Source organism: Nocardioides candidus, assembly GCF_041321175.1.
In the GTDB taxonomy this organism is placed as follows: Bacteria; Actinomycetota; Actinomycetes; order Propionibacteriales; family Nocardioidaceae; genus Nocardioides.
The window spans coordinates 364,503-381,130 of record NZ_JBGGWC010000002.1 but is presented as its reverse complement, the minus strand read 5'-3'; the positions used below and the strand labels follow the sequence as shown (position 1 = coordinate 381,130).

General features: G+C 70.6%; 17 protein-coding genes and 2 tRNA genes. 15 read left to right on the top strand and 4 right to left on the bottom strand.

What is annotated here, in order from left to right:
• Positions 1–13 precede the first annotated feature (13 nt).
• The 11 genes from ACAX67_RS11550 to clpX all read left to right on the top strand — a co-directional run bounded on the left by ACAX67_RS11550 (position 14) and on the right by clpX (position 8,543).
• Positions 14–532: a ribose-5-phosphate isomerase gene (locus ACAX67_RS11550; protein ID WP_370703990.1), complete on the top strand. Its 519-nt coding sequence runs from the start codon at positions 14–16 to the stop codon at positions 530–532.
• Positions 525–1,367 carry an Fpg/Nei family DNA glycosylase gene (locus tag ACAX67_RS11545; RefSeq protein ID WP_370703989.1) on the top strand — a complete coding sequence of 281 codons (843 nt, stop codon included), beginning with the start codon at positions 525–527 and terminating at the stop codon, positions 1,365–1,367. Before ACAX67_RS11550 ends, ACAX67_RS11545 begins: the two co-directional genes overlap by 8 nt.
• Positions 1,364–2,182, top strand: a complete 819-nt coding sequence (locus ACAX67_RS11540; RefSeq protein ID WP_370703988.1) for a PP2C family protein-serine/threonine phosphatase — start codon at positions 1,364–1,366, stop codon at positions 2,180–2,182. Before ACAX67_RS11545 ends, ACAX67_RS11540 begins: the two co-directional genes overlap by 4 nt.
• An 80-nt stretch (positions 2,183–2,262) precedes the next feature.
• Positions 2,263–2,336: transfer RNA gene (locus ACAX67_RS11535), tRNA-Gly, on the top strand.
• Between the two features lie 44 nt (positions 2,337–2,380).
• Positions 2,381–2,453, top strand: a tRNA-Pro gene (locus ACAX67_RS11530).
• 31 nt (positions 2,454–2,484) lie between these two features.
• Positions 2,485–3,897, top strand: a complete 1,413-nt coding sequence (gene tig, locus ACAX67_RS11525) for a trigger factor (RefSeq protein WP_370703987.1) — start codon at positions 2,485–2,487, stop codon at positions 3,895–3,897.
• A gap of 240 nt (positions 3,898–4,137) precedes the next feature.
• The gene (locus ACAX67_RS11520; RefSeq protein ID WP_370703986.1) at positions 4,138–5,325 is read left to right on the top strand and encodes an esterase/lipase family protein; all 1,188 of its coding nucleotides are present in this window, start codon (positions 4,138–4,140) and stop codon (positions 5,323–5,325) included.
• Positions 5,326–5,350: 25 nt separating this feature from the next.
• Complete coding sequence (locus ACAX67_RS11515) at positions 5,351–5,827, top strand: SRPBCC family protein (protein WP_370703985.1); 477 nt, start codon at positions 5,351–5,353, stop codon at positions 5,825–5,827.
• A gap of 103 nt (positions 5,828–5,930) precedes the next feature.
• Positions 5,931–6,536, top strand: a complete 606-nt coding sequence (locus ACAX67_RS11510; protein WP_370704536.1) for an ATP-dependent Clp protease proteolytic subunit — start codon at positions 5,931–5,933, stop codon at positions 6,534–6,536.
• Between the two features lie 4 nt (positions 6,537–6,540).
• Complete coding sequence (locus tag ACAX67_RS11505; protein WP_370703984.1) at positions 6,541–7,152, top strand: ATP-dependent Clp protease proteolytic subunit; 612 nt, start codon at positions 6,541–6,543, stop codon at positions 7,150–7,152.
• Between the two features lie 101 nt (positions 7,153–7,253).
• The gene (clpX, locus tag ACAX67_RS11500; protein WP_370703983.1) at positions 7,254–8,543 is read left to right on the top strand and encodes an ATP-dependent Clp protease ATP-binding subunit ClpX; all 1,290 of its coding nucleotides are present in this window, start codon (positions 7,254–7,256) and stop codon (positions 8,541–8,543) included.
• On the opposite strand, the gene ACAX67_RS11495 is transcribed toward clpX, so the two are convergent.
• The gene (locus ACAX67_RS11495) at positions 8,540–8,980 is read right to left on the bottom strand and encodes a VOC family protein (protein WP_370703982.1); all 441 of its coding nucleotides are present in this window, start codon (positions 8,978–8,980) and stop codon (positions 8,540–8,542) included. The genes clpX and ACAX67_RS11495 overlap by 4 nt on opposite strands.
• Before the next feature lie 80 nt (positions 8,981–9,060).
• Between ACAX67_RS11495 and ACAX67_RS11490 the strand changes: the two genes are divergently transcribed.
• Positions 9,061–9,183: a hypothetical protein gene (locus ACAX67_RS11490; RefSeq protein WP_367921689.1), complete on the top strand. Its 123-nt coding sequence runs from the start codon at positions 9,061–9,063 to the stop codon at positions 9,181–9,183.
• Between the two features lie 9 nt (positions 9,184–9,192).
• Here the strand turns inward: ACAX67_RS11490 and ACAX67_RS11485 are convergent, their stop codons facing one another.
• On the bottom strand, positions 9,193–9,528 hold the full coding sequence (locus ACAX67_RS11485) for a hypothetical protein (protein WP_370703981.1): 336 nt from the start codon (positions 9,526–9,528) through the stop codon (positions 9,193–9,195).
• A 201-nt stretch (positions 9,529–9,729) separates the two neighbouring features.
• Between ACAX67_RS11485 and ACAX67_RS11480 the strand changes: the two genes are divergently transcribed.
• Entirely contained in the window at positions 9,730–10,212 is a 483-nt protein-coding gene (locus ACAX67_RS11480) for a nucleoside deaminase (protein WP_370703980.1), read from the top strand.
• Here the strand turns inward: ACAX67_RS11480 and ACAX67_RS11475 are convergent.
• Both ACAX67_RS11475 and valS read right to left on the bottom strand, forming a co-directional pair.
• Positions 10,209–11,405 (bottom strand): FAD-dependent monooxygenase, encoded by a 1,197-nt coding sequence (locus ACAX67_RS11475; protein ID WP_370703979.1) that lies wholly within the window; start codon positions 11,403–11,405, stop codon positions 10,209–10,211. The genes ACAX67_RS11480 and ACAX67_RS11475 overlap by 4 nt on opposite strands.
• A 93-nt stretch (positions 11,406–11,498) precedes the next feature.
• On the bottom strand, positions 11,499–14,117 hold the full coding sequence (gene valS, locus ACAX67_RS11470) for a valine--tRNA ligase (protein WP_370703978.1): 2,619 nt from the start codon (positions 14,115–14,117) through the stop codon (positions 11,499–11,501).
• A gap of 61 nt (positions 14,118–14,178) precedes the next feature.
• On the opposite strand from valS, the gene ACAX67_RS11465 reads away from it, so the two are divergent.
• Positions 14,179–15,345 (top strand): SpoIID/LytB domain-containing protein, encoded by a 1,167-nt coding sequence (locus ACAX67_RS11465; protein WP_370703977.1) that lies wholly within the window; start codon positions 14,179–14,181, stop codon positions 15,343–15,345.
• A 110-nt stretch (positions 15,346–15,455) separates the two neighbouring features.
• Positions 15,456–16,625 carry a calcium-binding protein gene (locus ACAX67_RS11460; RefSeq protein ID WP_370703976.1) on the top strand — a complete coding sequence of 390 codons (1,170 nt, stop codon included), beginning with the start codon at positions 15,456–15,458 and terminating at the stop codon, positions 16,623–16,625.
• The last annotated feature ends 3 nt before the right edge of the window (positions 16,626–16,628 follow it).

Sequence of the window (16,628 nt, the reverse complement as noted above, 5' to 3'; positions counted from 1 at the left end):
GAGGATGACCGCCATGCGCGTCCACCTCGGTTGCGACCATGCCGGTCTCGAGCTCAAGAGCCACCTCGTGCAGTGGCTCGTCGACCACGACCATGAGCCCGTCGACCACGGCCCGTTCGTCTACGACGCGCTCGACGACTACCCCGTCTTCTGCCTCCGTGCTGCCGAGGGAGTCGCCGCCGACCGAGCGGCCGGCCTCGACAGTCTCGGAGTCGTGATCGGCGGCTCCGGCAACGGCGAGCAGATCGCGGCCAACAAGGTCGAGGGGATCCGCGCGGCGCTGGCGTGGTCGGAGGAGACCGCGGCCCTGGCCCGGGAGCACAACGACGCCTGGGTCGTGGCCGTGGGCGGCCGGATGCACCCGCTCGACGAGCTGACCCGCCTGGTGGAGGTCTTCCTGACCACGCCCTTCACCGGCGAGGAGCGGCACGCGCGGCGGATCGGCCAGCTGTCGTCGTACGAGACCACCGGCAAGCTCCCCCCGCTGCCGGCCTCCGCCCAGTCGGCCCCCGCCGCGGCCGACGATGCCTGAGGGGCACACCCTCCACCGGCTCGCCCGGCAGGTGTCCGACGTCTTCGGTGACGAGCAGGTGCGCGTCGGCAGCCCGCAGGGACGCTTCGCCGATGCCGCGGCGCAGCTCGACGGCGCGGTGGTGCGCGGCGCCGAGACGTGGGGGAAGCACCTGTTCATCGACTTCGGCGCCGAGCGCTTCGTGCACATCCACCTCGGTCTCTACGGCACCTTCGACATCCACGCGCCGGTCGAGGAGGTCCCGCCACCCGTAGGTCAGGTGCGGTTGCGGATCGTCCGGACCGACGGCAAGGCGTACGGCGACCTGCGGGGCGCCACGACCTGCGCACTCGTGACGGCGGCCGAGCGCGAGGCCGTCGTCGCGCGCACCGGGCCCGACCCGTTGCGTCCCGACGCCGATCCCGACCGCGCGTGGGCCCGGATCGGCCGCAGCAGCGCGCCGATCGGCACCCTCCTGATGGACCAGGAGGTGGTCGCCGGGGTCGGCAACGTCTACCGGGCCGAGCTGCTCTTCCGCCACCGGATCCACCCGCTGCGCCCGGGCCGCACGCTGCGGGTCGGGCAGTGGCGCGCGATGTGGGCCGACCTGGTCGAGCTGATGCAGGACGGGGTGCGCAGCGGCACCATCGACACCGTCCGTCCCGAGCACACGCCCGAGGCGATGGGGAGGCCGCCGCGCAAGGACGACCACGGCGGCGAGGTCTACGTCTACCGCCGCACCGGCCAGCCGTGCCACGTCTGCGGGCGCGCGGTCCGCACCGAGGTGCTCGGCGGCCGCAACCTGTTCTGGTGCAGCCGGTGCCAGCCGGCCTTCCGGTCGAGGGCGGCGCGATGACGGTCTGGCAAGGGGTCGCCGGCGGCCTCGCGCTGCTGCTCGTCCTCTGCATCGTGGCGCTCCTGCGCCTGTCGCGTCGCAGCCCGCTGGGCATCGGCTTCCGCAGGGGCGAGTCGATGCTGGTCGACCTGCGCGACCGGATCCTCGCCCAGGGCACGATCCCGAAGCTCCCCGACACCTGGCTGGTCGAGTCCGCCCTGTCCTCGGCCGGTGGCTCGCCGTTCGCGGGTGACTTCGTCGTCGCGACCACCCGGGCGGACGGCGGCCGGCTCGAGGTCGCGGTCGTCGATGTCTCCGGCAAGGGCGAGGCCGCCGGCACCCGGGCGCTCCAGCTCTCCGGCGCGATGGGCGGCCTGCTCGCCGCGCTCCCGGCCGACCGCTTCCTCGCAGCTGCTAACGAGTACCTCCTGCAGCGCGACTGGGAGGAGGGCTTCGCGACCGCCGTGCACCTCTCCCTCGACCTCGGCACCGGCGACTACGAGCTGCGGACCGCGGGTCACCCGCCGCCCGTCCACCGGTCCGCCGGCTCGGGCCGCTGGCACGTCCTCAAGACCGAGGGTCCCGTCCTGGGCCTGATCGACGGGGTGTCGTACGAGCCCCTGGTCGGCCGCCTCAGCTCCGGCGACGCGCTGCTGCTCTACACCGACGGGATGGTCGAGGAGCCGCGGCGCGACATCGAGCTCGGGATCGACGAGATGCTCGGCACGGCCGAGGACCTCTTCCGCCAGTCCTTCGACGGACTGGCCGAGCGGCTGGCCGCGAAGGTCGGCTCGCGCGACGACGACCGGGCCCTCCTGCTGGTCCACCGCCGCTGACGGCCGAGGTCCACGCAGCCTCGCCGGTTGGGGAGGGTCGACTCTCCTGTGGCACGATGACACCCGCGATTTCCACGCGCGCGGATGTAGCTCAATGGTAGAGCCCCAGTCTTCCAAACTGGCTACGCGGGTTCGATTCCCGTCATCCGCTCCAAGGAGCCTCCGGCGACCCCAGACGGGCCGTCGGGTGCCTCTTGGCGGGGCGTAGCGTAGTGGCTAGCGCGCCTGCTTTGGGAGCAGGAGATCGCAGGTTCGAGTCCTGTCGCCCCGACGCATCACCCATTCATTGAAGGAGAAAGCCTGTGAAGAGCGCCGTCGAGACCTTGAGCCCGACCAGGGCCAAGCTGACCGTCGAGGTGCCCTTCGAGGAGCTCAAGCCGAGCCTCGACGCGGCGTACCAGAAGATCGCGCAGCAGATCAACATCCCCGGGTTCCGCCGTGGCAAGGTGCCGCCGCAGATCATCGAGCGCCAGTTCCCCGGAGCCGCGCGTGACGAGGCCCTCAACGACATCCTCGGCACCAAGTACGTCGAGGCGCTGCAGGCCAACGACCTGACGCCGCTGGCGCAGCCCGAGGTCGAGGTCATCAAGTACGAGGACGACGGCCCGCTCGAGTTCACCGCCGAGGTCGACATCAAGCCGGAGATCACCGTCCCCGACACCGCCGGCCTCGAGGCCGAGGTCGAGGACATCGAGGTCACCGACGACGACGTCACCGAGCAGGTCGACGCGCTCCGCACCCGCTTCGCGACGCTGCTCGACGTCGAGCGCCCGGCGAAGGACGACGACTTCGTCGTCATCGACCTCAAGGCGACCAAGGACGGCGAGACCGTCGACGGCGCCGAGATCACCGGCTTCTCCTACCAGGTCGGTCGCGGCGGCATGATCGAGGGCCTCGACGAGGCGCTCGTCGGACTGTCCGCCGGCGACGACAAGGTCTTCACCTCCCAGCTCGTCAACGGCGACCTGGTCGGCGAGGACGTCGAGGTCTCCGTCTCGGTCAACCAGGTGCAGGAGCAGGAGCTCCCCGAGCTCGACGACGACTTCGCGCAGATGGCCTCGGAGTTCGACACCATCGCCGAGCTCACCGACGACGTGCGCGAGCGGCTGACCCGCGGCAAGCGCCTCGAGCAGGCGGCCGCCGCTCGCGACGCGGTCCTCGAGGCGCTGCTGGAGAAGGTCGAGATCCCGCTGCCCGAGTCCCTGGTCACCGAGGAGCTCAACGCGCGGCGCCAGAGCGTCGAGCAGCAGCTGGCCTATGCCGGCATGTCCCTGGAGAAGTACCTCGAGGACGAGGAGCAGACCCAGGAGGAGTTCGAGGCCGAGCTCGAGCGCCGCGTGCGCGACGCCGTCGCGGCCCAGTTCCTGCTCGACGAGATCGCCGACAAGGGCGAGATCGGCGTCGACCAGGGCGAGCTCACCCAGCACATGGTGCGGCGTGCGCAGCAGTCGGGCCAGGACCCGCAGGAGTTCGTCAACCACATGCTCGAGCACAACCACGTGCCCGAGATGGTCCAGGAGATCCGCCGCGGCAAGGCGCTCGCCCAGCTGGTCGAGAGCGCCGTGGTCAAGGACGCCTCGGGCAACGTCGTCGAGCTGAAGAACCTGCGCCCCGACGGCACCATCGGCGACCCGGAGGACGACGCCGCCGAGGCTGCCGAGGTCGCGTCGGCCGAGGCCGGCGAGAGTGCCGAGGAGACGTCCTCGGAGGACTGATCGACCCGGTCGCGGCGTACCTCCTGGTGCGCCGCGCGCCACGCGAGCTGTAACTCAGGGTTACGAACGCTCCCTCGGACCTGAGTGCGCTCCCTCGGTGTTGTGACCAGTCACAGCACCGAGGGAGCGCTTCTTTTGCCGGGGGAGCGCACAGAACACTGAGTTACATCCCGCGGCTCGCGCCCACAACACGCGCCACCCCAGTGCACAGTCGTGCACTGACGGTCTAGGGTGATTTCCATGGTCCTCACCGACACCGCCGCCCCGCCGCAGGGCGCCTCGGTCTTCGACGCGCTGTCCCTCGCCGCCACGGCCGCCGACGAGATCCTCGTCGGCACGGCACGGGACACCCACCGGGCGGTCGCCCGGCGGATCCACGGAGTCGTCGGCCTCGGCCTCGGACGGGCGGCCGCGCCCGTCGAGGCGCTGCACCAGGGCATCGCAGGAGCTGTGTACGGCGGCCTCGGCCTCGCGCTGCGGGGGAGCAGCCGCGGTTTCGACAAGATGGCTGCGGCCGGCGCGGGTCCGCGCCTCGAGGACGACGTGCGGGGCCGCTTCGTGTCCTCGGCCGTCAACGGTCTGATCGGCGACGAGCTGTTGCGCGAGCGGCCGCAGCTCGCGATCCCGATGGCCGTGCGCATCGACGGGCACGACGTACCGATCGATCGTGACACCCTTGCGGCGACGTTCCCCGAGGCGACCGGTCGCCTCGTCGTGTTCCTCCACGGCCTGTGCGAGAACGAGTCCTACTGGGGCTACTTCCGTGAGCGCACCGGCACGACGTACGGCGAGGCGCTGGCCGCGCAGGGCTGGAGCCCGGTCTACCTGCGGGCCAACACCGGCCTCCCCATCCGCCAGAACGGCGTCGAGCTCGCGGGCCTGTTGCGCGACCTGGTGGCCTCGTGGCCGGTGCCGGTCGAGCGGATCGCGCTCGTCGGCCACTCGATGGGCGGCCTCATCATGCGGGCCGCGACCAACGTGCTGGAGACCGACGGGCCGGCATGGACCGACCGGCTGACGGACGTCGTCACGCTCTGTGCCCCGCACCGCGGCGCCCCGATCGCCTGGGGCATCGGCCACGGCAGCCGGTTCCTGGCGCTGCTGCCCGAGACCTCCGCCTTCGGCAAGATCCTCGACCGGCGGTCCGAAGGCGTGCGCGACCTGGTCGACGGGTACGTCGACGAGCTGCCGCCGCTCAAGGAGGCTCGCTACCGCCTGGTGGCCGCCACCTTGACCAAGTCGGCACGGCACCCGGTCGGCAACTACGTCGGCGACTACCTGGTGCGTCCGCACTCCGCTGTCGGGCGCGACAAGCGGGGTGCCGAGCTGTTCCCCGACGCCGAGGTGCTCCACGTCGGCAGCACCGACCACTTCGGGGTGCTCAACCACCCCGAGGTCCTCCACGCCTTGGAACGCTGGCTCGCCTGACGCCGGATCTGCCACGATCGACCGCGTGACGGATGCACGGGCGGACCGCGAGCTGCGGGCAGAGGCCATCTTCGACGCTGCGCCGGACCGGGTCTGGGAGCTGCTCACCGACCTGTCGCGGATGCGCGAGTGGAGCCCCGAGCTCGTCCGGATGGTCCCGCTGAAGCGCGGCGGCCTGCGCGTCGGGCAGTGGTACCTCGGCATCAACCGCCGCAAGGCCGTCGTCTGGCCGACCCGCTCGGTCGTCGCCGCCGTCGTGCCGGGGCGGAAGCTGGCGTGGGACACCAAGTCCAGCGGCGCCCGGTGGATCTGGGAGCTCGAGGAGGTCGACGCCGGCGCCCGGACGCGCGTGGTCCACCGCCGGCCGGTGCCGGGATCGGTCACCTTGATGAGCAGGGCCTTCGCGCCGGCGTTCCTCGGCGGCAGTGTCGAGCACGCCGACGAGCTCGAGCAGGGCATGGCCCGCACGGTGGCCGGGCTCAAGGCAGCCGCCGAGGCCTGAGCGCCCCCTGTCCGCTGTCGGCGAACAGGGCCCGAGATCCCGTGGTTCGGGGCCCTCGGACGGCTAGGGTCGCCACGTGACTCAGATTCCCAGTGGCCCCGCGATGAATGGCGCGTCCGGGCTCAACCTGCTCGACGACAACATCTACGGCCGGTTGCTCAAGGAGCGGATCGTCTTCCTCGGCTCCGAGGTCCGCGACCAGAACGCCAACGCGATCTGCGCCCAGCTGCTGCTCCTGTCGGCGGAGGACCCCGAGGCGGACATCTTCCTCCACATCAACAGCCCCGGCGGCTCGGTCGACGCCGGCATGGCGATCTACGACACCATGAACTACATCCCCAACGACGTGGCGACGGTCGGCATGGGTCTGGCCGCCTCGATGGGCCAGTTCCTGCTGTGTGCCGGCGCGAAGGGCAAGCGCTACGCCCTGCCCCACGCGCGGATCATGATGCACCAGCCCTCCTCGGGCATGGGCGGCTCGGCCTCCGACATCAAGATCCAGGCCCAGCAGTCGCTGCACATCAAGAAGGTGCTGCTCGAGCTCATCTCGCAGCACACCGGCCAGTCGGTCGAGCAGGTGACCAACGACGCCGACCGCGACCGGTGGTTCACCGCCGACGAGGCCAAGGAGTACGGCCTGGTCGACGACGTCATCACCAGCGCTCGCCAGGCCGCCGACCAGGGCCGCCCCGCCCACAAGAAGGACTGAGCACATGAACTACTACATCCCGCAGTGGGAAGAGCGCACGTCCTACGGCTTCCGGCGCATCGACCCCTACGCCAAGCTGTTCGAGGACCGCATCATCTACCTCGGCACGCCGATCTCCGACGACGTGGCCAACGCCGTCATCGCCCAGCTGCTCTGCCTGCAGTCGATGAACCCCGACCAGGACATCAGCATCTACATCAACAGCCCGGGCGGCTCGTTCACGGCGCTGACCGCGATCTACGACACCATCCAGTTCATCAAGCCCGACGTGCAGACGGTGTGCATCGGACAGGCCGCCTCGGCGGCCGCGATCCTGCTCGCTGCAGGCACCCACGGCAAGCGGCTCGCGCTGCCCAACAGCCGGATCCTCATCCACCAGCCCTACACCGAGGGCACCTTCGGCCAGACCTCCGACATCGAGATCCAGGCCAACGAGATCCTGCGCATGCGCGAGATGCTCGAGAAGATGATCAGCGACCACAGCAACAAGTCGATCGAGGAGGTCAGCCGCGACATCGAGCGCGACAAGATCCTCACCGCGGAGCAGGCGATCGAATACGGTCTGATCGACTCGGTGCTCGCCTCGCTCAAGGGCACGCCCGTTCTCACTTCCTGACCCCAGCATGATCCGCCCGACGCGCCGCTCGTGTCCCCTCCCTTCGAGGGGCCGCCAGGGAGTACCGTCGGGGAGTCCGAATTACGTGAGGAGTACCGCCCGTGGCACGCATCGGTGACGGAGGCGACCTGCTCAAGTGCTCTTTCTGCGGAAAGAGCCAGAAGCAGGTCAAGAAGCTGATCGCGGGTCCAGGCGTCTACATCTGCGACGAGTGCATCGATCTCTGCAACGAGATCATCGAGGAAGAGCTCAACGAGGGCACCGAGGTCGGGCTCGACGAGCTGCCGAAGCCGAAGGAGATCTTCGACTTCCTCAACTCCTACGTGATCGGCCAGGAGCAGGCCAAGAAGTCGCTCGCGGTGGCCGTCTACAACCACTACAAGCGGGTGCAGGCCGGCGTGCAGTCGGGCATCGGCGAGGGCAAGGGCAAGCACACCAAGGACGAGGTCGTCGAGGTCGCCAAGTCCAACATCCTCGTCATCGGCCCGACCGGCTGCGGCAAGACCTACCTGGCGCAGACGCTGGCCCGCATGCTCAACGTCCCCTTCGCCATCGCGGACGCCACGGCGCTGACCGAGGCGGGCTACGTCGGCGAGGACGTGGAGAACATCCTCCTCAAGCTGATCCAGGCCGCCGACTACGACGTCAAGAAGGCCGAGACCGGCATCATCTACATCGACGAGATCGACAAGGTGGCCCGCAAGGCCGAGAACCCTTCGATCACGCGCGACGTCTCCGGTGAGGGCGTGCAGCAGGCGCTGCTGAAGATCATCGAGGGCACGACGGCCTCGGTGCCGCCGCAGGGCGGGCGCAAGCACCCGCACCAGGAGTTCATCCAGATCGACACGACGAACATCCTCTTCGTCGTCGGCGGCGCCTTCGCCGGTCTCGAGCACATCATCGAGCAGCGCGTGGGCAAGAAGACGCTCGGCTTCACCGCCGAGGTGCGCGGCAAGGAGGAGAAGGAGGCCGAGGACCTGCTGCAGCTCGTGCGGCCCGAGGACCTCACGAAGTTCGGTCTCATCCCCGAGTTCATCGGCCGCCTCCCGTTGATCGCCAGCGTGTCGAAGCTCGATCAGGAAGCCCTGGTGCAGATCCTGACCGAGCCGCGCAACGCGCTCGTGAAGCAGTACCGCAAGCTCTTCGAGCTCGACGGCGTCGAGCTGGAGTTCACCCCGGACGCCATCGAGGCCATCGCCGACAAGGCCATGGAGCGCGGCACCGGTGCGCGCGGGCTGCGCGCCATCATCGAGGAGGTCCTCCTCTACGTGATGTACGACGTGCCCAGCCGCGGTGACGTGGAGAAGGTCATCGTCACCCGCGAGGTCGTCGACGACGACGTGGCGCCGACGCTGGTCCTGCGCGAGACGAAGAAGAAGAAGTCCGCCTAGCCGATGCGCTCGGCCAGCGAGACCACGATCCCGTCGGGGCCGCGCACGTAGGCCATGAGGAACGTGTCCTCGTGGTTGCCGACCCCGCCGACGAGGCCGTAGCCCTCCTGTGCGAGGCGGTCGACGGTCGCCCGCAGACCGGTGATCTCGAAGCAGACGTTGCGCAGGCCGATCTCGTTGGCCATCGCGTCCGGGGACCCCGGCGCATGGTCGGGCCGCACGAAGGTGGCCAGCTCGAGCCCGGTGCCCCCACCCGGCGGCCGCAGCATGACGATGTCGCACCGCGCGCCGGGGATGGCGCACACCGTCTCGATGAACTCGCCCTCGACGGACGCGCGCCCCTCGACCTCCAGGCCGATCCCGACGAAGAAGGCGGTGGCCGCGTCGAGGTCGGAGACGGTCACGCCGATGTGGTCGAAGCCCTTGATGCTCGTCATGCCTCCTAGTCTCCAACAGCGCGAGCCCCACGCCGGTGAGTCGGCGGTGGCGCAGGGCTCGGCCGATCTAGCCTTCGCGCATGGCCGACCTGACCGAGCCCTGCCCCAACTGCAGCACGCTGATGCGGTGGGAGACCTCGCACGAGCGCTGTGACGGATGCGGCTACATCCGGCCGTGCTGCGAGGGCGCTCCCTGCAACTAGGGGCCCGCGTCACCCGTCCTCGGCGCGCCCGTCGCTGCGCTCCGCCGCGCCGCGACGCTCCGCGCGCAGGTCCGCAACGGCCTGCTCGTAGGCCTCGGTGAAGTCGACGACGATCTCGCGCAGGCGGCGAGCCTTGAAGAGGGCGTTCGCGGCACTCGACTCGTCGCCGGCGTAGAAGTCGAGGTCGACGACGCGGCTGCAGTCGGCGATCGCGAGGGACGCGGAGACGTAGCCCTCGCGCTGGCCGCGGCCGGCGTACACCTTCACCTCGGCGATGGCGTAGGCGCCGGCGTGGTGGCCGGGACGGTTGAGGAACCGGCGCCGGTAGAGACGGCGGGTGGACATGTGAAGCTCCTTTCGAAGCCCGACCGGGCGGTCAGGCTGGGTGTGTGGGCTTCACATCGCCACCTCCTCTCATGTGCGGGGCGCGCTCGGCCTGGCCAAGGAGCGTACGCCGACGGCTCCTCCACGGCACAGCCATTTGGCCTGCGTTCGGACTCCGCCAACCTCCACCTCCCGACCTGAGGGTCGCGCTTGAATAGGGCGATGACAGCGACGGCCGACGACCTCCGGTTCCTCCAGCGCGCCGTCGAGCTCGCGACCGCGGCCCTCGACGCGGGCGATCACCCGTTCGGGTCGCTGCTGGTCGCCGGCGACGGCACCGTCCTCGCCGAGGAGGTGAATTGCGAGGTGAGCGTCGCCGATCCGACCGCGCACCCCGAGCTCGCCCTTGCCCAGTGGGCTGCCCGCCACCTCTCGGCCGAGGACCGGCGAGCCGCCACGATCTACACCTCGGGTGAGCACTGCCCGATGTGCGCGGCCGCGCACGCGTGGGTCGGCCTCGGCCGGATCGTGTACGCCGCCTCCAGCACCCAGCTCGCGAGCTGGCGTGCCGGCTGGGGGCTGCCGGAGTCACCGGTCGCCGTGCTCCCGATCCAGGCGGTCGCCCCCGGCATCGAGGTGGTCGGCCCCGTGCCCCCGCTCGACGAGACCATGCGCGCGCTCCACGAGCGCGCCTCGGCGCGCTAGCGCTCGGACCGCGGCCCGAGGTCCGGGACGTCGTCGTACGCGGGCAGCTCGGGACCGCCCACCGCCTGCTCGATCAACGCGGTGAGGACCTCCATGTCCGGCTCCTCGGCCGGCGTGTCGGGGGCCTGGGGAAGGAGGCTCTGCACGTGCATCCGGCCGAGCTCCTGGTTGGCTTCGACGAACCCCCGCATCCGCGTCCGGTAGCCGGCGAAGCCCGCCTCGGGGTCCCACCCGGCCGTGGCGAGCTCGCCGGCCAGCAGGTAGGCGCCGACCAGGGCCAGGCCCGTGCCCGCGCCGGACATCGGCGACGCGCAGAAGGCGGCGTCGCCGAGGAGCCCGACCCGACCGCGGTGCCAGTCGTCCATCACCACCTGCGCGACCTGGTCGAGGTAGAAGTCCGGGGCGTCGTCGAGGTGCTCGAGGATGCGCGGCGTCAGCCAGCCGACACCGTCCATCTGCTCGCGCACGAGCTGCTTCTGCGCCTCGACGTCGCGGTGGTCGATCTCGAAGCCAGGGGAGGCGAAGGAGACCATGGCGATCGCCCTCGTGGGGTCCGGGACCGGCCGGAGCCCGGCCGAGCGACCGCCCTGGTGGTAGTCGAGCATCCACCGGTCCAGACCGAATTCGTTGGGCACGGTGTAGAAGCCGAGCACCATGCCCAGGTGCCGCACGAACTGCTCGCGCGGCCCGAACTCCATCGCGCGCAGGGGAGAGTGCAGGCCGTCGGCTCCGACGACCAGGTCGAAGCGGCGCCGACCACCAGCGGCGAACGCCACGTCGACGCCGTCGGCGTCCTGCGTGAGCTCGGCGATGCGGTCACCGAAGAGGTACTCCGCGTCGTCGCAGGTGTCGTCGTGGAGCAGCTGGGAGAGGTCGCCGCGCAGGATCTCGATCTCGGAGATGTAGCCGTCGCCGCCGTCGTCCTCGGCGCGGAACGTCTCGAGGACGGCACCGTCGGCGTCGACGACGTACGCACCGGCGGTGTCCGTGCAGGCCGCGCGGACGGTGCTCTCGAGGCCCATCCGCCGGATGACCTCCTTGGCGACCCCGCGCGCGTCGACGGCCTGGCCACCCGGGCGCAACGCCGGCGCCTGCTCGACCACCGTCACCGCGGCGCCGCGCCGGGAGAGCCAGTGAGCCAGCGCGGGTCCCGCGATGCTGGCTCCGCTGACCAAGACCTTGACGTCGCTCATTCCTCGCCCCTGTTCGTGTCGTCGACTGGTGGGGGAATGACCGCGCCGCCGACCGATACTCATCGGTCCGCGGACGAGGTGGTGGAGACCGAGCTACCCGGCCTGGTCGGCGATCTCCGCCGCGACCGAGAGCTCGTTCTTGTCCTCGTCGACGGTGAAGACCAGGTCGCCGGTGATCTTGCCCGCGGCGCGCAGGTCGGCGGTCGCGAGCTCGGCCTGCTTGACCAGGCGCTCGGGCCCGGTGATCTCGACACGGGAGAGCTCGGTGCGCATCGAGACCTTCGCGGTCGACTTCGCCCCGCGGATGCCGGCCAGCGCGGCGGCGACCGCGTCGATCGCCGTACCGTCGACCGCTCCGGCGGAGCCGAGCTCGTTGACCGTCGGCCAGGTGGCGCGGTGGACCGACCCCTCCTGCCACCACGACCAGACCTCCTCGGTCACGTAGGGCAGGAACGGTGCCAGCAGCCGCAGCTGGACGTGGAGGGCGAGCGCCAGGGTCGCCCGCGCGGACGCGGTCGCCGTGTCCTGGGCGCCGTCGTCGGCGTAGGCCCGCTCCTTGACCAGCTCGAGGTAGTCGTCGCAGAACTCCCAGAAGAACTTCTCGGTGACCTCGAGCGCGGTCGTGTAGTCGTAGGCGTCGAACGCCTCGGTCGCGCGGCGCACGACGCCACCGAGCCGACCGAGGAGGGCGGCGTCGACCTGCTCGCCGACGAGCGCCGGGCTGAACTCGGTCGCGCCGACGCTGCCGAGCACGAACTTCGATGCGTTGAGGACCTTCATGGCCAGCCGGCGGCCGACCTTCATCTGCGTCTCGTCGAACGGCGAGTCCAGGCCCGGCCGCGCGATCGCGGCGCGCCAGCGGACGGCGTCGGCGCCGTACTTGTCGAGGATCTCGTTGGGGACGACGACGTTGCCCTTGGACTTCGACATCTTCTTGCGGTCGGGGTCGACGATGAAGCCGGAGATCATCGCGTGCGACCACGGCGAGGCGTTGTTCTCGAAGTGGGCGCGGACGACCCGGCTGAAGAGCCAGGTGCGGATGATGTCGTGGGCGTGGGTGCACAGGTCCATCGGAAAGACCCGCTGCCACAGGTCGTCGTCGTCCACCCAGCCGCCGGCGATGTGCGGGGTGAGCGACGACGTCGCCCAGGTGTCCATCACGTCGGGGTCGCCGATGAACCCGCCCGGCTTGCCGCGCTGGTCCTCCGTGTAGCCCTCGGGCGCCTGCGTCGACGGGTCGACGGGCAGCTGGGCCTCGGTGGGCAGCAACAGGCTGCCGTAGTCGGGCTCGCCCTCGGCGTCGAGGGGGTACCACACCGGGAACGGGATGCCGAAGAACCGCTGCCGCGAGATCAGCCAGTCGCCGTTGAGGCCGCCGACCCAGTTGTCGAAGCGGTGGCGCATGTGCGGCGGGAGCCACTCGATCTCGGCGCCGCGGGCGATCATCTGGTCGCGCAGGGCCGCGTCGCGACCCCCGTTGCGGATGTACCACTGGCGGGTCGAGACGATCTCGAGCGGCTTGTCGCCCTTCTCGTAGAAGTTCGCCATCCGCTGGGTCGGGGTGGGGTCGCCGTCGAGGTCGCCGGTCTCCCGCAGCTTGGCGACCATGGCCTCGCGGGCGGAGAACACGGTCTTGCCGGCGAGGTCGGCGTACGCCGCCGACGCGGTCTCGCTCCCGAGCCACTCCGGGGTGTCGCGGTGCAGCCGGCCGTCACGGCCGATGACGGTGCGGACGGGGAGCTGCAGCTCACGCCACCACTGGACGTCGGTGAGGTCGCCGAACGTGCAGCACATGGCGATGCCGGCACCCTTGTCCATCTCGGCTGCCGGGTGCGCCACGACCGGGACCTCCACGCCGAAGACAGGCGAGGTCACGGTGGTGCCGAAGAGCGGCTGGTAGCGCTCGTCGTCGGGGTGCGCGATGAGCGCGACGACGGACGGGATCAGCTCGGGGCGGGTGGTCTCGATGTGCACCGGCGTGCCGTCCGGCCGGTGGAACGCGACCCGGTGGTAGTGGCCGGCGTAGTCACGCGCCTCGAGCTCGGCCTGCGCGACAGCCGTCTGGAAGGTGACGTCCCAGAGGGTCGGCGCCTCCTGGAGGTAGGCCTCGCCGCGGGACAGGTTGCGCAGGAACGCGCGCTGGCTCACGGCCTGGGCCCGGTTGCCGATCGTCGTGTAGGTGGTGTCCCAGTCGACCGAGAGGCCGAGGGTGCGCCACAAGGACTCGAAGACCTGCTCGTCCTGCTCGACGAGCTGCTCGCACAGGGCGATGAAGTTGGGCCGGCTGATCGGCACCTGCCGCTTCGGATCGGGCTTCTCCGGCGGGGTGAAGTCGGCGTCGTAGGGCAGCGACGGGTCGCAGCGCACGCCGAAGTAGTTCTGGACGCGTCGCTCGGTCGGCAGACCGTTGTCGTCCCAGCCCATCGGGTAGAACACCGACTTGCCGGTCATCCGCTGGTAGCGCGCGATCAGGTCGGTGTGGGTGTAGGAGAACACGTGGCCGACGTGCAGGCTGCCGCTGACGGTCGGCGGCGGGGTGTCGATCGCGTACACGTTGTCGCGGGTCTGCGTGCGGTCGAACGCGTAGGTCGCGTCGGCCCTCCACTGCTCGGACCACTTGGCCTCGAGACCCTCGAGGGCAGGCTTCGCCGGTACCTCGACGGCACCGGGCTGGGTGCTCGTCGGATCGGTTGCCTGCGGGTTCTCGGTCATAGCCCTCCATCCTATTGGCGTCGCACCACGGGTTTTGAATCGAGGCACTAACCTCGGGCGGATGGTGAAGGCGATCGGTCTCCTCGCGGTGTCCACCCTGCTCCTCGTCGGAGCTCCCGTCGCGACCCCGGCGCACGCGGCGGACGACCCCGACCAGCGGGGGCCGGCGGCAGTGGTGCTGAAGGGCCGTGGCTTCGGTCACGGCCGCGGCATGTCCCAGTACGGCGCCCAGTCGGCCGCCTCCGACCACGGCAAGACCTACCGCCGGATCCTGCGGTTCTACTACCCCGGCCTGACGATCGGCGACGCCAGCGGCACGATCAGCGTGCTGATCTCCTCCGACACCGGCGACGACGTCGTCGTCAAGAAGACGGCGAGCCTGTCGGTGCGGCAGGTCTCGAACGGCAGGTCGTGGAAGCTCGGCGACGCCGCCCCTCGCGCGACGAAGTGGAAGCTGACCGCAGCGCGGGGCAACGCCGCCACCCGGGTGTCCTACCTCACCTCCCACTGGCACTCCTACAAGGTCGTCCCCGGCGAGGCCGAGTTCAGCGGCGGTTCGAAGGCGGTCACCCTCGTCGACCCCGCGGGCACCCGCCGCTACCAGGGCACCCTGCGCTCGACCACCTCGCCCGAGGGCGACCGCGACACGGTGAACGTCGTCTCCCTCGAGGACTACCTGCGCGGCGTGGTGCCCAGCGAGATGCCGGCCCAGTGGGACCCCGACGCCGTGAAGGCCCAGGCCGTCGCGGCGCGGACCTACGCCGACTACGCCCGCGACCACCCGAAGTCCTACTACGACATCTGCTCCTCCACGTTGTGCCAGGTCTACCTCGGGGTCGGCAACAGCGAGCCCGAGAGCGACGCCGCGATCCGGGCGACCGCGCACGAGGTGCTGCAGAGCGACGGCGCGTCGGCGTACACGGAGTTCTCCTCCAGCAACGGCGGGTGGACCGTCGCCGGCTCCCAGCCGTACCTGGTTGCGAAGCAGGACACCTGGGACCCGGTGAACACGTGGCGCTACCGGCTGCCCGCGACCAAGATCGAGCGGGCCTACGGCTCGATCGGCGACTTCCGGCGGCTCGACGTGCTCGAGCGCGACGGCCACGGCACGTGGAACGGTCGGGTGCTGAGCATCAAGGTCGTCGGTCGCCGGGGTTCGGTCACGGTGACCGGCGATGACTTCCGGTACGACCTCAGCCTCCGTTCCACCTGGTTCCGCGAGGTCTAGGAAGCCCACCCGACGATCGTGCCGGGGCCTGCGAGGGCTGAGCCCGTCTCATACCGTGGGCGTGAGGAGCTCGATCGGCACTCCTGCGCCTCCGCTTCGTTGAGCCAGGCATGCGTCGAGCACTTGCCCTCACCCTGATCGCCCCTGCCGCCGTCCTCGCGCCGGTGGTCGCCGCTGCGCCCGCCCATGCCCAGGAGACCTGCCAAGGACAGACGGCCACCATCGTCGGCACCGACGGTGACGACGAGATCCACGGCACGATCCTGGCCGACGTCGTGGTGCTGCTCGGTGGCAACGACAAGTTCTACGGCAAGGAGGGCAACGACGTCGTCTGCGGCGGCGGCGGCAAGGACAAGCTCTTCGGCGGCGACGGCAACGACGTGCTCGACGCCGGGGGTGGCAACGACAAGGTCTGGGGCGGCAACGGCGACGACGACATCCGCGGTGCCGCAGGCAACGACATCCTGCGCGGGGAGGGCGACGACGACACGATCCGCGGCGGCGGCGGCGCCGACCTGACCCTCGAGAACGTCGGCGACGACCAGGTCACCGGCGGCAAGGGCAAGGACATCGTCAGCTACCGCGAGGCGCCCGAGCCCGTCACCGCCGCGTGGGACGCGGGCTCCGGCACGGTCGAGGGCGACGGCAGCGACATCATCGGCCAGACCGAGCGGTTCGAGGGCAGCAAGCTCGCCGACGTCATCAACGGCAGCGGTCGCACCGACGACCTCGCCGGGGGCGGTGGCGACGACCAGATGTACGGCAACGGCGGCACCGACGTGCTGCGCGTGTCGTCCGGTGTCGCCCACGGCGGCGTCGGCGACGACGTCTTCATCGTCCGCCGCGTCGGCGTCGCGCTCGGCGAGGCGGGCAAGGACCGCTTCGTGATGCGCAACGGCACCGCCCGTGGCGGCAAGGACAAGGACCTCTTCCAGGTGCTCTCGAAGGGCGGCGGCACCGCCGACGGCCAGGGCGGTGCGGACATCATCACCTTCCAGAAGGTGCGCCGCGGCGTGACCGCTGCCCTCGGCGGCAAGGCCACCTGGGGCAACCGTTCGGTCACCATCCAGAACATCGAGGTCATGGTCGGAACGCGCCATGCCGACACGCTCGCCGGCACGGCCAAGGGCGACTTCCTCCGCGGCTCGGGGGGCGACGACCGGATCCGCGGCAACGGCGGCAACGACCTGATCTTCGGCGACCACGGCTTCGACGTCGCCGACGGCGGCCCGGGCGGCGACGTCTGCGTCACCGAGGTCAAGGCCCACTGCGAGGCGTGACGA

Bases quoted from the DNA above. Each gene is read 5' to 3' on its own strand.
- ACAX67_RS11550 (WP_370703990.1), top strand. From the start codon at position 14: ATGCGCGTCCACCTCGGTTGCGACCATGCCGGTCTCGAGCTCAAGAGC.
- ACAX67_RS11545 (WP_370703989.1), top strand. From the start codon at position 525: ATGCCTGAGGGGCACACCCTCCACCGGCTCGCCCGGCAGGTGTCCGAC.
- ACAX67_RS11540 (WP_370703988.1), top strand. From the start codon at position 1,364: ATGACGGTCTGGCAAGGGGTCGCCGGCGGCCTCGCGCTGCTGCTCGTC.
- ACAX67_RS11520 (WP_370703986.1), top strand. From the start codon at position 4,138: ATGGTCCTCACCGACACCGCCGCCCCGCCGCAGGGCGCCTCGGTCTTC.
- ACAX67_RS11510 (WP_370704536.1), top strand. From the start codon at position 5,931: ATGAATGGCGCGTCCGGGCTCAACCTGCTCGACGACAACATCTACGGC.
- ACAX67_RS11505 (WP_370703984.1), top strand. From the start codon at position 6,541: ATGAACTACTACATCCCGCAGTGGGAAGAGCGCACGTCCTACGGCTTC.
- ACAX67_RS11495 (WP_370703982.1), bottom strand. From the start codon at position 8,980: ATGACGAGCATCAAGGGCTTCGACCACATCGGCGTGACCGTCTCCGAC.
- ACAX67_RS11490 (WP_367921689.1), top strand. From the start codon at position 9,061: ATGGCCGACCTGACCGAGCCCTGCCCCAACTGCAGCACGCTGATGCGG.
- ACAX67_RS11485 (WP_370703981.1), bottom strand. From the start codon at position 9,528: ATGTCCACCCGCCGTCTCTACCGGCGCCGGTTCCTCAACCGTCCCGGC.
- ACAX67_RS11480 (WP_370703980.1), top strand. From the start codon at position 9,730: ATGACAGCGACGGCCGACGACCTCCGGTTCCTCCAGCGCGCCGTCGAG.
- ACAX67_RS11475 (WP_370703979.1), bottom strand. From the start codon at position 11,405: ATGAGCGACGTCAAGGTCTTGGTCAGCGGAGCCAGCATCGCGGGACCC.
- valS (WP_370703978.1), bottom strand. From the start codon at position 14,117: ATGACCGAGAACCCGCAGGCAACCGATCCGACGAGCACCCAGCCCGGT.
- ACAX67_RS11465 (WP_370703977.1), top strand. From the start codon at position 14,179: ATGGTGAAGGCGATCGGTCTCCTCGCGGTGTCCACCCTGCTCCTCGTC.
- ACAX67_RS11460 (WP_370703976.1), top strand. From the start codon at position 15,456: ATGCGTCGAGCACTTGCCCTCACCCTGATCGCCCCTGCCGCCGTCCTC.